The organism is Streptomyces sp. NPDC088157 (assembly GCF_044741545.1).
In the GTDB taxonomy this organism is placed as follows: domain Bacteria; phylum Actinomycetota; class Actinomycetes; order Streptomycetales; family Streptomycetaceae; genus Streptomyces.
Window position 1 is genome coordinate 792,386 of record NZ_JBIUSU010000005.1, and the last position, 14,808, is coordinate 807,193.

At 73.5% G+C, this 14,808-nt stretch carries 9 protein-coding genes, 1 tRNA gene and 1 other RNA gene; 6 read left to right on the forward strand and 5 right to left on the reverse strand.

All coding sequences use genetic code 11. From position 1 onward, the window contains the following. Positions 1–141: 141 nt before the first annotated feature. Positions 142–2,121 carry a copper resistance CopC/CopD family protein gene (locus ACIPFH_RS23730; RefSeq protein ID WP_401829097.1) on the forward strand — a complete coding sequence of 660 codons (1,980 nt, stop codon included), beginning with the start codon at positions 142–144 and terminating at the stop codon, positions 2,119–2,121. 37 nt (positions 2,122–2,158) lie between these two features. Here ACIPFH_RS23730 and ACIPFH_RS23735 read toward each other — a convergent pair whose 3' ends face one another. Beyond that, on the reverse strand, positions 2,159–2,644 hold the full coding sequence (locus ACIPFH_RS23735; protein ID WP_401829100.1) for an acyl-CoA thioesterase: 486 nt from the start codon (positions 2,642–2,644) through the stop codon (positions 2,159–2,161). Positions 2,645–2,740: 96 nt separating this feature from the next. Continuing rightward, positions 2,741–3,898 carry a macrolide family glycosyltransferase gene (locus tag ACIPFH_RS23740; RefSeq protein ID WP_401829251.1) on the reverse strand — a complete coding sequence of 386 codons (1,158 nt, stop codon included), beginning with the start codon at positions 3,896–3,898 and terminating at the stop codon, positions 2,741–2,743. Between the two features lie 365 nt (positions 3,899–4,263). Between ACIPFH_RS23740 and ACIPFH_RS23745 the strand changes: the two genes are divergently transcribed. Next, the gene (locus ACIPFH_RS23745) at positions 4,264–5,577 is read left to right on the forward strand and encodes a wax ester/triacylglycerol synthase domain-containing protein (RefSeq protein ID WP_401829102.1); all 1,314 of its coding nucleotides are present in this window, start codon (positions 4,264–4,266) and stop codon (positions 5,575–5,577) included. 422 nt (positions 5,578–5,999) lie between these two features. On the opposite strand, the gene ACIPFH_RS23750 is transcribed toward ACIPFH_RS23745, so the two are convergent. From ACIPFH_RS23750 to ACIPFH_RS23760, 3 genes are all read right to left on the reverse strand, one after another. After that, the gene (locus ACIPFH_RS23750; protein WP_356249332.1) at positions 6,000–6,221 is read right to left on the reverse strand and encodes a hypothetical protein; all 222 of its coding nucleotides are present in this window, start codon (positions 6,219–6,221) and stop codon (positions 6,000–6,002) included. A 163-nt stretch (positions 6,222–6,384) separates the two neighbouring features. Further along, entirely contained in the window at positions 6,385–7,395 is a 1,011-nt protein-coding gene (locus ACIPFH_RS23755) for an oxygenase MpaB family protein (RefSeq protein WP_401829105.1), read from the reverse strand. 171 nt (positions 7,396–7,566) lie between these two features. Continuing rightward, positions 7,567–7,654: transfer RNA gene (locus ACIPFH_RS23760), tRNA-Ser, on the reverse strand. A gap of 71 nt (positions 7,655–7,725) precedes the next feature. On the opposite strand from ACIPFH_RS23760, the gene ffs reads away from it, so the two are divergent. The 4 genes from ffs to ACIPFH_RS23780 all read left to right on the forward strand — a co-directional run bounded on the left by ffs (position 7,726) and on the right by ACIPFH_RS23780 (position 14,467). After that, positions 7,726–7,824, forward strand: an RNA gene (gene ffs / locus ACIPFH_RS23765) — signal recognition particle sRNA small type. 70 nt (positions 7,825–7,894) lie between these two features. Beyond that, positions 7,895–10,276, forward strand: coding sequence for a DNA polymerase III subunit gamma and tau (locus ACIPFH_RS23770; RefSeq protein ID WP_401829107.1), 2,382 nt, complete (start codon positions 7,895–7,897; stop codon positions 10,274–10,276). 183 nt (positions 10,277–10,459) lie between these two features. Next, positions 10,460–11,722, forward strand: a complete 1,263-nt coding sequence (purD, locus tag ACIPFH_RS23775; protein ID WP_401829110.1) for a phosphoribosylamine--glycine ligase — start codon at positions 10,460–10,462, stop codon at positions 11,720–11,722. Positions 11,723–12,193: 471 nt separating this feature from the next. Then, on the forward strand, positions 12,194–14,467 hold the full coding sequence (locus ACIPFH_RS23780; protein ID WP_401829253.1) for a hypothetical protein: 2,274 nt from the start codon (positions 12,194–12,196) through the stop codon (positions 14,465–14,467). Positions 14,468–14,808 lie beyond the last annotated feature (341 nt).

Consider the following 14,808-nt stretch of genomic DNA (forward strand, 5'->3'; position numbering starts at 1 on the left):
GTACGTATCTCCGAGCACACGAGTCTCGAGTCTCAAGCAAGGCGGAGCGGTGACGTGAGCGAAGGGCGCGATGGCGGACGACACGGTCGGGGGCGCTACGCCGACGGGCGACCCGGCGGCCGACGGACGCTTCAGGGGCTGGTGCTGCTGGGCACCGTGCTGGTCCTGCTCCTCCTCGGCGGCGGACCGGCCTCGGCGCACGCGGCCCTCCGCAGCGCCGACCCCGCCGACGGAAGCGTCGTCAAGACGGCCCCCGAGGCCATCACGCTCACCTTCACCGAGTCCGTAGGCCTGCTCGACGACTCCTTCCGCGTCTTCGACCCCGACAACCATCAGGTGGAGACAGGCGACACCGGCCATGCGGACGGCCGCGCCGACACCGCGCGGGTCGAGCTCCCCGGCAAGCTCGGCACCGGCACGTTCACCGTGGCCTGGCGCGTGGTGTCGGCGGACAGCCATCCGATCGCCGGCGCCTTCACCTTCTCCGTGGGCGAACCGTCCGCGATCCCGCCGGCCCTGCCCAGCACCTCCGTGGAGAACCCGCTCACCGGAGGCCTCTTCAACATCGGCCGCTATGTCGCGTACCTCGCCGCGGCGCTCCTCATCGGCACGGCCGCCTTCATCGCCGTGTGCCGGCCGCCGGACGTCCGGCCGCTGGGCAGGCTGCTGCCGGCCGGCTGGTGGGCGCTCGTGGGCTCGACGGTGTTCCTGCTGCTGCTCCGCGGCCCGTACGAGACCGGTACCGGCCCCGCGCAGGTCCTGGACCCGTCGGGGCTGACCCGCACGCTGGGCACCCGGCCGGGGCTGGCCCTGGTGGCGCGCCTCGCACTGCTCGCGGTGGTCGCGGTCCTGCTCCTGAGGCAGCGGAAGGCCCTGCGGGAACAGAAGGCCCTGGGGGAACAGAAGGCCGGACAGCAGGGGAAGGCCCTGCCGGACGGCAGGCCTCAGGGGCCGTCGCGCGCGACCCTGCTGACGGGCGCCGCGCTGACGGTGGGCCTGGCCCTGACCTGGGCCGCCGCCGAACACGCGTCGGCCGGTATCCAGGTCCCGGCGGCGATGACGTCCTCGGTGCTGCACCTGCTGGCGATGTCGGTGTGGCTGGGCGGCCTGACGGCCCTGCTCACCCTGTTCTACCGCGCGTCCGTCCCGTCACGCGTGGTCGACCGCTTCTCGCAGGTGGCGGGTCTGTCGGTGACCGTCCTGGTGGTGACGGGCCTCTACCAGTCCTGGCGTGGCCTCGGCTCCGTGTCCGCGCTGACCGACACGACGTACGGGCGGGTCCTGCTGGCCAAGCTGGCCGCGGTGACGCTGCTGCTGGTGGCGGCGGCGCGGTCGCGGCGGACGGTGACCAGGGAAAGGACGGCGAGGAACGTGACGGTGGAGACGGCCGAGGACCGGGAGGCGCGGGAAACCCGCGTACCGGCGCCGGTGGGCGGACGGGCCGTGAGCGCGGCGGACGGCCTCGCGGGAGGCACGGCCCACGGCACGGCCCAGAGCACGGCCCACGGCTCGGTGGACGACACGGTGGACGGCTCGGCGGATGGTTCGGCGGGGGGTTCGGCACTGCCCGAGGAGCCCCGGCCGTCGGCCGGACCGGCCCTCACCCCGGCCGAGGACGCCCAACGCCGGGCGCTGCGCCGGTCGGTGCTGGCAGAGGTCGTCGTCTCCGTCGTCGTGCTCGTTCTCACGACCGTCCTGACGGGCACCCTGCCCGGCCGGGCGGCGGCCGAGGCGGCGACGGCGGAACAGTCCGCCGGGCTGCCCGTGGCCTCCGTGACCAATATCCCCTTCACCATCGACTCCGGCGCCCCCGGCGTCCGCGGTGTCAGCGGCAAGGTGCAGGTCACCCTCGACCCGGGCCAGGTCGGTGACAACGGGCTCCAGGCGGTGGTCTACGGCTCCGACGGCGGCTTCGTCAGCGTCCCCGAACTGCGCATCTCCTTCAGCCTCCCCGACCAGGACATCGGCCCCCTCGACGCCAAGATCACCAACCGGGGCGGCTACTGGGCCTCCGACGCGGTCAACCTGCCCATGCCCGGCACCTGGGAGTTGAAGGTGACGGTAAGGGTGACGGACATCGACCAGGTGAGCGAGTCGAAGCCGGTACGCATCGAGCGCTGAGGCTGCTGAGGCCGCGCCCTCCCTGAGGCGCGGCCGGTCAGCGGGCCGGCTCCGGAGTGGCGTGGCGGGCCGCGAGGGCACGTTCCTCCTCCTCGAGCCGGCGCGAGCACCGGGCGTCCGGGTCGTAGGCGACGGCCGTGCTCACACAGGTGCAGAACACCCGCGCGTCACGTGTGACACGGCTGGTGACGCGGAAGGTCGAGCGGCGCAGGTCACCGATGGTGGTGGTGATGGTGACCGGTTCCGGCTGGAGCACGAGGGGTTCCATGTAGTCGAGTTCATGGCGTGCGTAGACGAACCTGGGGCGGATCTCCTGCCCGGGCAGTCCGGGACGCAGATAGAACATGTCCATGTGGGCGTCCTGGATCATCTCCAGCAGCCGGACGTTGTTCACATGGTTCATGGAGTCCAGGTCGCTCATGCGTACCTGGCGGAGGTAGCGGTGCGGCCGACAGTCCGGCGCCTCCAGGGACGTGCGCCCGGTGCTCGTGCGGCGGATGTCGGACGCCAGGGCTTGGCTCAAGATGTCACTCCTCGGAACATCGGAACGGGGTCCCGGCACAAGGCCCGGCCACCTGGCCGGTACGCGGACCGGTGCCGGGCTGCGGGGACCGCGCGGCTACAGGGCCCGCTCGATCAGGTCGGCCGCCGCCCCCGCCCCTCCGGCCGCCTCGATCTCCCGGCGCATCGCCGACACGCCCGCGCGGATGTCCCGGTCGGACGAGACGCGCAGGACGGCCTCGCGCAGCGCCTCGGGCGTGACGCTCTCGCGCGGCAGGTGGACGCCCAGCCGGAGGCGTTCGATCCGGTCGGCGTTGACCCGCTGCTCGGCCATCTGCGGGACCGCCACCAGCGGGACGCCGTAGTGCAGGGCCTCCATCGTGCCGCCCATTCCGGCGTGGGTGACGAAGGCGTCCGCATGGGCGAGCACCGCCAGCTGGGGCACATGGGGATGCACTTCGACGGTGTCGGGCAGCGGCCCCAGCAGGTCCGGCGGGACGGCGGGCCCGACGGACATGACCACATGCCAGGGCAGCTCGGCGAAGGCCTCGACGCAGGACCGGTAGAACTCCGGCCGTCGGGTGAACTGCGAGCCCAGCGAGACGAGCAGGACCGGCAGGTCGGGCCGGGGCGGCTGCCAGGAACCCTGGTAGGAACGGTCCCCGAGGGCCGGTCCGACATACGCGATGCGCTGTGCCGCGACGGTGTCCGCCCTGCGCTGGAAGGCCCGGGGGAAGAACGCGACGGCGTGTTCGGGCCGTACGAGGTCGTGGATCCGCGCGCTGTCGATGCCCTGTTCGGCGAAGGCGGCCGCCAGTCGCCCGAAGCCCGGCAACTGGGGGAGCCCGGGCACGTCGAAGAACTCGGGGACGATGCCGTCGTAAGCGAGATGGGTGGGCGAGGACACGACGGTCGGCACCTGCCAGCGCGCCCCCAGCATCAGGCCCGCGAAGGCGTAGATGTCGCACAGCACCAGGTCCGGACGGTCCCTGCCGAACGCCCGGGTCAGCACGGGCAGGGACGCCAGCGCCACCTCGACGACCCGCGCGAACCCCTCGCCCATGTCCTCCGGCGCGTCCGAGCCGTCCCCCGGGTCCGGGTACAGGACCGGCTCGGCACCGGCCGCCTTCACCTGGTGCACGAAGTCCTCGGTGACGGCGTAACTGACCCGGTGCCCCCGCCGTACGAGCTCCTCGACGACCCCCAGCGTCGGATTGACGTGCCCGTGCATCGGAACGTTGAACACGGCGATGTGCGCGGGAACGGGCGCGGGAATGTGCGCGGGATTCCGATGAGTACCAGGCACGACACGCAACTCCTGTCCGGCATGGAGCCGGGGCGGGGGACTGGGGGGCGGTGCGCCCGAACGGCGGACGCGGAGTCCCGATTAAAGGCGCACCGACACCGTTCGTGACCGCAAACCTGCGGCAGTGTCACCCCATCAGGGAGCCTCCAAAGCCGCGCGTTGACAGTTGCGTGACCCGTGCGGGGCACCTGCGCGGCAACGGGGGAGGGTCGGCGACGCGGCGGACGTGACCGCCGGTCCGATCGGCCGTTGGGGGTACAGGACGTCGTCCCCCGGCAGCCGGCCCACTACAGGACCGGCCCACGGCGGGGACGGCTCATGACAGGAGCAGTCTCATGCCCGGATCGCATCTGCCCTTGATGGAAGAGGGGATGGCCCGCTGGCCGTTCGGCCCGCCCAACGCCGGGATCGCCCTGGACTTCGTGGGCGCCCCGCCCGCGCTGGAGGAGCTGCGGGCCCTGGTGGAGGAACGCTGGAAGGCGCTGCCCAGGCTCACCCAGACCCTGGTCGCCCCCGGCGGCGTCCGGGCCGGCCTGGCCTGGTGGGCCGGCCGGCACCGCTGGGCGCGGCGGGACGGTCACGGCCTGGCCCAGCAGGTCGGCAGCGCGGACAGCACCCTCCGGGAGGTGGTCGGCCAGTGGTTCCACAGCCCGTTCCCGGCCGACCGGCCGCCGTGGAGCCTGCACCTGCTGCGCGGGGCGGCGGAAGGGGAGTTCTCCCTGCTGTTCCGGATGCACCACAGCCTGCTCGACGGCCGTTCCCTGACGACCCTGCTGCGCGCCCTCTTCGACGACGGCCGGCCGCTGGACGAGGCGGCGTCGCTGGCGGTGCCCGGTCCCCGGCGACGGACCGTACGCCCCGGCCCGACGGCGGGCGGCCCGCCGGGCCTGCTGACCGCGGGCCGTGCGGTGCCCTTGCCGCACCGCGGCACACGGGAGCCCGCGTACACCGTCGTACGACTGCGGGCCGACGTCCTGCGGGCGGCGCGCGAAGCCGTCCTCGTGGGGGCAGCCGGTTCCACGCGCCCGGCGACCACCAACGAGGTGTTCCTGGCGACGGTCTCCGGAGTCCTGCGCTCCTGCCTGTCCGCCTCGGCCTCAGCCGCCGGATCCGCCTCCCCCGGTGGTGACCGGGGTGCGGAGCCGAGGCAGGTGTGGCTGTCGGTTCCGGTCGACGAGCGGCCCGACGACTGCGGTGAGTTCCTCGGCAACGCGTTCGCCAACGTCCGGGTGCCCGCGCCGGTGACGCTGTCCGACCCGGCGGCCCGCCTGAGCGCGTGCACCGGCCTGCTGACCACCGTCACCCGGCCCCGGCGCACCGCCGAGAAGCTGATGGAGAGCACGCTCGCGGTGCTCCCCGGGGCGGCCCTGGCGCTGGCGGGCGGAAAGATCTTCGCGCCCGCGTACGCCCCGGCGGCCTGCTCCTACGTCCATCTGCGCGAGCGGGGCCAGACCCTGGCCGGACGACCGCTGCGCCACCTCACCATCGTCCCCATGGTGCCCCCGGCCGACACGGCCACCTTCGCGCTGGGCGGCTGCACCCCCGGCCACACGCTCAGCGTCGCCACAAACTCGGGCGGTCAGGACGCCGGCCTGCTGGCGGAGGCTTTCCTCGACGAGCTGACACTGCTCGCCGACGAGGCCCGCTGACCCGCTGACCCGCCGAACGGGCGTCGGTCGCCGCCACGGAGCCGGCCGACGACCGAGACCGACACCGGTTCCGCGCGTGCAGAAGGGCCCCACCGCTCACCGTGGGGCCCTTCTGCGCGCGCGGAACCGCAACGGCCCGTGGCCGACCGCGAAGCCGCTGTCACCGGCCGGAGCTAGCTCGCCTTGCGCTGAGCCGCACCCGTGCCGGAGAGGGATGCCTGCCCGTCCTCGAGCAGGAAGATCTCGTCCTCCCCGAAGTCCGGGGCCTGGAAGGGGTTCGTCGTCGGAGGCGGCGATGCCGCGCTGGCATGGCGAGTCGCCCCTTCCGGAGCGGAGAACAGCGAGGTCGGGTCGATGAGAGGTCTCCCATTCGTTACAGGCCCGTGCAGGGACCTGGCGTGCCGTGGCCGGGCACAGCGGTCCTAGAGCTTGCTCATCTTGCTGTACGGGCTCAGGATCCGCATTTGCGCCGAACCGAAATCCACGAGCGCGGCGATTCCATCCTCGATGCCGATCACCCGGCCGAGGCCGTACATGTCGTGCGTGACCTGGTCGCCCACCTCGAAGTGCTTGGGAGACGGTGCGGCCGGGGCCTTGAAGGGACTGGTAGGCAAGTACCGCTTCGGTGCAGTTGGCTTTGTCATTGCCTCCAGTATGGGCCTGCATGTGCCACTCGTAGCGGCCGTCCGCCCTCCCTGTTCGTCACAGACCCGCTCAGTGAGCACCGCTCCGGACGGAATCCGGGCCCCCGTACGCCGCTGACCTGGACATTCGGCGAACCGGCCCGCTGATGCCCCGACCCAACCGTTATCTCCGGAACCAACTTCTCCGGGGGACGGATCCGTCCTCCCGGACATCCGGCGCGTAGTGCTCCGGCTTTCCGCGTTCGGACAGCGGCGGAAGGTTCCGTCGCGGTGTCGCCACCGGCTCGGCGTCCGGCGCGAGCTCACCGCGGGAGCGGCGCCAGCCCGCCCGGGCCCGCGGGTGGTAGCGCCGGTCGTGCGGGACAAGCCTGCACACGGCGCTGATCACCTGGCAGGCCCGGCGATGCCGCCGGGCGTCGTGGGGCGACCAGGTGAAGCCGAGCAGGTCGCGGACCTCCCGGTCGAACAGTCCGACGGTGAACCAGAGGAAGGCCCGCCCGAGCAGCGCGCCGACCGGGCGCCACAGCGCGTCCGGCAGCAAGGGCAGGAACGGCGGACTGGCGATCCCGGAGATGTCGAGCACGTCCCGGGTGGCCCTGTTGTCCTCCAGCACCTTTGTGCACATGTGCTTCCAGTAGAGCTGGAAGGCCTCCCAGCTCTCCGGGACCGGCCGCATGCTCACGCCGTACATCCGGTACCACTGCACGTGCTCGTCGAACAGCCGGCGCTTCTCCGTCTCACCGATGCCGCCCGCCAACCGGTCCGCGATCAGGATCGTGGTGACGAAGAACGTGGCGTGCGCCCAGTAGTAGGTGTCGGGATCCAGCGCGTGGAAGGGGCGGCCCCGGGCGTCGACGCCCTTGATCCGGGCGTGGTAGCCGCGTACCTCGAGCGCGGTCCGGTGTGCGCGCGGACCGTCGTAGACGACGCCGTTGATGGGATAGAGCGAGCGGAGCAGCCGCTGCCAGCGTTCCTCGAAGAACCGCGAGTGCTGTTCGACGCCCGCGCCCAGCCCGGGATGCATGTTCTGCATCGACCCGGCCCACAACGCGGCGAGAAGCCCGCGCCAGTCTCCGAAGTACTTCCAGGTCAGCGAGTCCGGCCCGAGCGGCTCCGGCGCCGCCCTGGCCGCCCACCCCCGCTCCTCGTCCGGCACTTCACTGACCGATTCCATGCTCAGAGCCTGCCCCGCAGCGCCGCGTTCCGGAAGGCCGCGCCGCGACACCGAGGTGACAGTGGCGGAAAACGAGGCGCCACGGCCGCCCACGACGCCGAGGGAACACGGAACGACGAAGGGCCCCACCGCGAACGGTGGGGCCCTTCGACATCGTGCCCGGTGAGGCACTGGCGGAGGATACGAGATTCGAACTCGTGAGGGGTTGCCCCCAACACGCTTTCCAAGCGTGCGCCCTAGGCCACTAGGCGAATCCTCCGCGGCAAACAATACAAGACGTTGAGGAGTGCTCGCGAACTCGTTCCCCCCGCTCAGATCCTGTAGCCTGTGCGCAGCCCCTCACGCGGCGCTATCTGACTGAACTCCCCCAGGGCCGGAAGGCAGCAAGGGTAGGTCGGCTCTGGCGGGTGCGTGGGGGGCGCTTGCGTTCGCGGCGGGAGCCGGGCGGGCGGGTGCGCACGGCGACCTGATGTCAGTGGTCGCCTATAACCTCGTATGCGTGTCGTCTCTCGCGCTGTACCGCCGCTATCGCCCGGAGTCGTTCGCCGAGGTCATCGGGCAGGAGCATGTCACCGGCCCGCTGCAGCAGGCGCTGCGGAACAACCGGGTCAATCACGCGTACCTGTTCAGCGGGCCGCGTGGGTGCGGGAAGACCACCAGCGCGCGGATCCTGGCCAGGTGCCTGAACTGCGAGCAGGGGCCCACGCCGACCCCCTGCGGGGAGTGCGAGTCGTGCAAGGACCTGGCCCGGAACGGACCGGGTTCCATCGACGTCATCGAGATCGACGCCGCTTCGCACGGTGGTGTGGACGACGCCCGTGACCTGCGGGAGAAGGCTTTCTTCGGGCCCGCCCGCAGTCGCTACAAGATCTACATCATCGACGAGGCCCACATGGTCACGCCGGCCGGTTTCAACGCGCTCCTCAAGGTCGTCGAGGAGCCGCCGGAGCATCTGAAGTTCATCTTCGCGACGACCGAGCCCGAGAAGGTCATCGGGACCATCCGGTCGCGGACCCACCACTATCCGTTCCGGCTCGTGCCGCCGGGAACGCTGCGCGACTACCTCGGCGACGTGTGCGGGCAGGAGGCCATCCCCGTCGAGGAGGGTGTGCTGCCGCTCGTCGTGCGCTCCGGCGCCGGTTCCGTGCGTGACTCCATGTCCGTCATGGACCAGCTGCTCGCCGGAGCGACCGAAGCCGGTGTGACGTATGCCATGGCCACCTCGCTGCTCGGGTACACGGACAGCTCGCTGCTCGACTCCGTCGTCGAGGCCTTCGCCACCGGTGACGGCGCCGCCGCCTTCGAGGTCGTCGACCGGATCATCGAGGGGGGCAACGACCCGCGCCGCTTCGTCGCCGACCTGCTGGAGCGGCTGCGGGACCTCGTCATCCTCGCCGCCGTCCCGGACGCGGCCGAGAAGGGGCTCATCGACGCTCCCGCCGACGTGATCGAGCGCATGCAGGCCCAGGCCGGCGTCTTCGGCGCCGCGGAACTGAGCCGGGCCGCCGACCTGGTCAACGAGGGCCTCACCGAGATGCGCGGCGCCACCTCGCCGCGTCTCCAGCTCGAGCTGATCTGCGCGCGCGTGATGCTGCCCGCCGCCTACGGCGACGAACGGTCCGTCATGGCCCGCCTCGACCGCATCGAGCGCGGCGTGAACTTCTCAGCGGGAGGCAGTGCGCAGGGGGCAGGGCAAGGGGTGCCCGCGATGCCGACGATGGGTTACGTGCCGGGGCCGGAGGTGCACGGCGGTGCCGCCGTGGCCGGGGGCGCGCCGGTTTCGCCCGGCGGCGGCGGGGCGGCCGCCGCCCGCGCCGCGGTACGGGGTCCGGGCCCGGGGCAGAGCGCCGGTCCGGGTCAGGCAGGAGCGGGCCAGGCGACCGCGCCTGCCGCCCCGGCGCCCGCCCAGCCTCCGGCCGCGCCGATCCATACGCCCGCTCCCGCTTCCGCTCCGGGTTCCACTCCCGCTCCGGCCGCGGCCTCCGCCCCGCCGACGGAGGAGGTTCCGTCCGCGGGCCCCCAGGCTCCTGCCCAGCCCGCTCCCGGCTCCTGGCCCACCGCGACCGCGGCGGGCAGCGGGCGCCGTCCCGGCGGCTGGCCCACGGCCGCGGCCGCGGGCGGCGGCGGACGGCCCCCGGCGACCCCCGCCTCCGGTCCCGCCGCCTCGGCCGGCCCGTCGGCTCCTGCCCCGGCCCCGGCCCCGGCAGCCGCTCCCGCTACCGCCGCCGGCGGGTACGCGCCTCCCTCCGGCGGCCTCGACCCCCGCATGCTCTGGCCGAACATCCTGGAGGCGGTCAAGAACCGCCGTCGCTTCACCTGGATCCTGCTCAGCCAGAACGCGCATGTGGCGGGCTTCGACGGCACGACGCTCCAGCTCGGTTTCGCCAGCGCCGGCGCCCGCGACAACTTCGCGAGCAGCGGCAGTGAGGACGTGCTGCGGCAGGCGCTGGCCGAGCAGTTCAGCGTCCAGTGGAAGATCGACGCGGTCATCGATCCGTCCGGCGGATCGGCGCCCCCGCCGACCGGTGGCTTCGGTGGTGGCGGTGGCGGCGGTGCGTCCGGCGGCTACGGCGGCTCCGGGGGCAACAACCCAGGGAGCTACGGCGGTGGCGGCCCGACGGCCCCGTCGGGCACGGCTGCACCCCAGGCACCGGCTGCCCCCGGCGCCCCTGCCCAGCAGGCAGCCCACCCGACATCGGCCCCCGCCCACACGGCCCCCGCCCCGGCGCCGCCCCGTCCACCGGCCCCGGAACCCGTGGCCCCCGAGGACGACACCCCCGAGGACGACGACCCCGACCTCAACGAGTCGGCCCTCTCCGGCTACGAACTGATCGTGCGCGAGCTCGGAGCGACCGTGGTGGAGGAGTTCACCAACGAGTAGACGGGCAGGCGGGCGAGCGGCGGACGTACAGAGGGGCAAGGAAGGCGACTCCCGCCCCGACACCCGCCCCGGCGTCGGGCTCGCTCATGGAGGCGCGCTTGGAGGAACACACGAGGTCCTCGGCGCCCCGCTTTCGGAAGCCCGCACAAAGCACCCCGGCCTCGGCCCGTTAGGCTGACCCCCGTGAACGTCCTCGTCATCGGCAGCGGCGCCCGCGAACACGCCCTGTGCCGCTCACTGTCCCTCGATCCCGCCGTCACCGCGCTGCACTGCGCCCCTGGCAACGCCGGCATCGCCGAGGTCGCCGAGCTGCACCAGGTCGACGCCCTGGACGGCAAGGCCGTGTCCGCGCTGGCCGTCGAGCTCGCCGCCGAGCTGGTCATCGTAGGTCCCGAGGCGCCGCTGGTCGCCGGGGTCGCCGACGCCGTGCGCGAGGTGGGCATTCCGGTGTTCGGCCCCTCGAAGGAGGCCGCGCAGCTCGAGGGCTCCAAGGCGTTCGCCAAGGACGTGATGGCCGCGGCCGGCGTACCGACGGCCCGCTCCTACGTCTGCACCACCCCCGAGGAGGCCGCCGAGGCCCTCGACGCCTTCGGCGCACCGTACGTCGTCAAGGACGACGGTCTGGCCGCCGGCAAGGGCGTCGTCGTCACCGACGACCTTGAGGCCGCCGCGGCGCACGCGGCCGGCTGTGATCGCGTCGTCATCGAGGAGTTCCTCGACGGCCCGGAGGTCTCCCTCTTCGCGATCACCGACGGCACGAGCGTCGTCCCCCTCCAGCCCGCCCAGGACTTCAAGCGCGCGCTCGACGGCGACGAGGGCCCCAACACGGGCGGGATGGGCGCCTACTCGCCGCTGCCCTGGGCCGACCCGAAGCTGGTGGAGGAGGTCCTGGAGACCGTGCTCCAGCCGACCGTCGACGAGATGCGCCGTCGCGGCACCCCCTTCTCCGGTCTGCTCTACGCCGGCCTCGCGATGACCAGCCGCGGTGTCCGGGTGATCGAGTTCAACGCCCGCTTCGGCGACCCCGAGACGCAGGTCGTCCTGGCCCGTCTGAAGACCCCGCTGGCCGGTGTACTCAAGGCCGCCGCCACCGGCGACCTCGCCGACCTGCCGCCCCTGCGCTGGAGCGACGAAGCGGCCGTCACCGTCGTCATCGCCTCGCACAACTACCCCGGCACCCCGCGCACCGGTGACCCGATCACCGGTCTCGCCGAGGTGGCCGCCGAGGACGCCCCGCACGCGTACGTCCTGCACGCGGGGACGCGGTACGACGGGGAGGACGGCGACACGGTGGTCAGCGCCGGCGGGCGCGTGCTGTCCGTCACCGCGACCGGCACCGACCTCACCGAGGCCCGCGAGCGCGCGTACAAGGCGGTCACGCGCATCGGACTCGACGGTTCCCAGCACCGGACGGACATCGCGGCGAAGGCGGCGGCGGGCGAATAGAGCGCGTTTCGGACGGGTGTGCACACACCCGTCCGGGCGGACGCTTCCGTCTCGCTGGACGTCGGCGGGCAGCCGCAGACCTTCGGGACATCCGCAGCCACCTCTGCAGCCGGGCTGCCACCTCGGCAGGCATCAGGCAGTCATCAGCAGGCATCTCTCAGGCCCCGGGCCACCATGGAACTCCGTACGGAGAGCCATGGAACCCGGGGCCTGATCGTTGCTCAGCGTCATCCACCTTTCCCCTGAGCCATTCCATCGTGTGAGCGCTGAGCTATCCGGCTGACGTGGGCCGGAGCGCCAACTAGGGTGCGGCGCAAGCGTTCCGGTACTCGTTTCCGGCACTTGGCCCACCGGCATTGCGATGTCAGTGGTCGGTGCCACAGTGGGGGAGTGAGCACTGCGAAGACAGCCGGGGGAATCAGGTCGGCAGAGAGGGGGTGAGGTCCGGACGTGACCGGTATCGGTGTGGAGATGGGCGCGCAGGCCGCGCGTGCCCGGGCGCTGGCGGTGCTGCGCATCCGCAGCCGGGCGCTCGCCGTCGCGCTGCTGCCCGCGGCCGCCGCGGTGATCCTCCTGGCCGGCGGTTCCACCGGGCACTTCGTGGGTCCGGGGTGGGACGCCGCCCGCTGGGCCGTGTCCGTCGTCGCGCTCGTCGTGCTGCTCGCCGCCGGTGTCATCGCTCTGGTCGTCGCCCGCGCGCGCCCCGCCGTCAGTCCCACGGTCGCCGTCGCCGAGGAGGCGGCTCCCGACCTGTACCGGCTGGTCCGCGACCTCGCCGACCGTCTCGACGTCCCCGCGCCCTCCGCGATAGCGCTCACGCCGGACTGCGACAGCTGGCTGGAGGACCGCACCCACCGGGCCCACGGCCCGTCCCCGTCCCGCGGCGGTGACGAGATAGTCGGCCCGGGCGGCTCCCACGGCCGCCTCCACCGCCGTCCGACAGCCGCACCCGTCCTCGTCATCGGGTCCCCGTTCCTGTGGTGGATGCGCGTCGGCGAGCTGCGCGCCGTCCTCGCCCCGGTCGTCGCCGGTACGGGCCCTTCGGCGCACCCCGACATAGCGGCGGCCCGGCGCTTCGTACGCGGGCTGGACGCCGCGGTGGCTGTCTGTGCCTACCGCGGCGACCGGTATCCCGTGCTGCGCCCGGCCTGCTCGGGCATCGGCTGGGTGGCGCGCGTGATGTTGCGCGGCTGTCAGACCCACGCCGGCGAGATGGAGCGCGGGGTGGCCGCGGCGGCCGCCGAGCGTGCACAGACCGTGGATTACGGGCTGCGCATCGTCGCCCAGGAACAGGTGGGCCTGGCGTACGCGGGCTGGGACCGTCTTCTGACGCGCGTGGCGCTGCCCGCCTGGCGGATGGGCCGCTGGCCCTCCCGGCTGGACGCGGGCGTCGTCGCCGCCCTCACCGAACTGTCCCGGCGCGACCGGCTGGCCGAGGGATTCGCCTCCCGCCTCGGTGAGCGCCCCGCCTGCGACCTGCTCGAAGAGCCGGGCACGATCGACGAGGCCGCCTCGCTGCTCGCCGCCCGCCTCTTCCACGGCGGCCCCGCGGACCCGGGCCCGGACTGGTCGCCGGTGGCCTGGGAGGACTACCCGGACGAGGTGGTCGACCGCAAGTGGCGTACCGACGCGGCCCGTCTCCACCGGGTCCTCGACACCCTGGGCGTCCGCCCCACCCCCGGCCTCACAGCCACGTCCCACCCGGGCGGCTCCAGCGGCCCCACTCTGGCCCGCGTCCTGGACCACCTGACGGACCGGCCCGACGACGCGGACGGGCCCCACCCGTCCCACTCGGCACCGACCTGCGAGTCGGCGAAGGACGCGAGCACGAGCACGCCCTTCGCCCCCGAATCCGGGCCCACACCATCCCTGCCTCCCACCGGCTCCCCGGCCGCCACGAACCCACCCCCGCACCCCGGCACCACCCCGGTCCCCGGCACCACGGCGGACCCGGGCACCGCTCCGGTCCCCGGCCCCCCGGCCGACCCCGGCACCACCCCGGTCCCCGGCGCCATGGCGGACCCGGGCACCGCTCCGGTCCCCGGCACCCCGGCCGTCCAGGGCGCCACGGCCGACCCCGGCGCCGCCTCGGTCCCCGGCGCCACGGCCGACCCCGGCGCCATCCCGGCCCCCGACGCCACGGCGGACCCGGGCGCCACCCCAGTCCCCGGCACCACCCCAGTCCCCGGCACCACCCCGCTCACCGGCGCCACGGCCGACCCCCGCACCGCCGCCGACCCCCGCACCGCCGCCGACCCCCGCACCGCCCCCGCCCCCGAGCCCGCCCTCCTCTCCGAGGATGCCGAGGACGACGAGGATCCCGTGCCTCCGAACCCTCGCAGCGTCGCTCTCGCCGCCGGGCTCGGTGCCGAGCTGGGGCGGGAGGAGGCCGCGGCCGCGGCGGCCGCGCCTCCCGTCCCGGCCGGTCCGACGCCGGGGCAGGGGCCGGACACGGCCCTCTGGGACGAGGGCGTCCCCCTGTTCCCGCTCCAGCCGCCGCGCACCGACCGCGAACTCCTGGCCGACCACGTCACGGCGATGGTCTGCTGCGCCGCGATGGACACCGTCGGCGCGATCCCGGGTCTCGACTGGCTCGACGGCCCGACCCTCCTGGTCGACGGTGAGCGCGTGGCCGACCTGACCCTCCGGGTGCTCAGTCTCGTCGAGGACGGCGACGCGCTCCCCCTGCGCACCTGGCTGGTCGAGCGCGGCATACGACCGGAGAAGCCGGTACGACTCTGCTGAGTGAGGCGAAGCCGGCGCCGTGCCGGAGCTGCCCCACCCGGCCCCCGGGACTGTCGGCGCCCGGGCTGAACGCCCCCGGACCGGCCGACCCCCCGACCGGCCGACCCCCGACCGGCCGAGTCCCGGACCGCCCTCGTGGCCCCGAGCCACCCCCGGCCGCCCCCTGCATGCGTCCCGTCACCTGTCCGACCACCACCCCCTCCAGCCAAGCCGACAGCCCTCTGCAGGCCGTCTGCCAAGCCTTATCGGAGCCCCCGATTCCACTTTCGGCCAATTCGCAACGAATAGTGACTGCCTGCGCGCGTTATGTGATGTGCTGGGATCGATCGAGCCCATGGCAA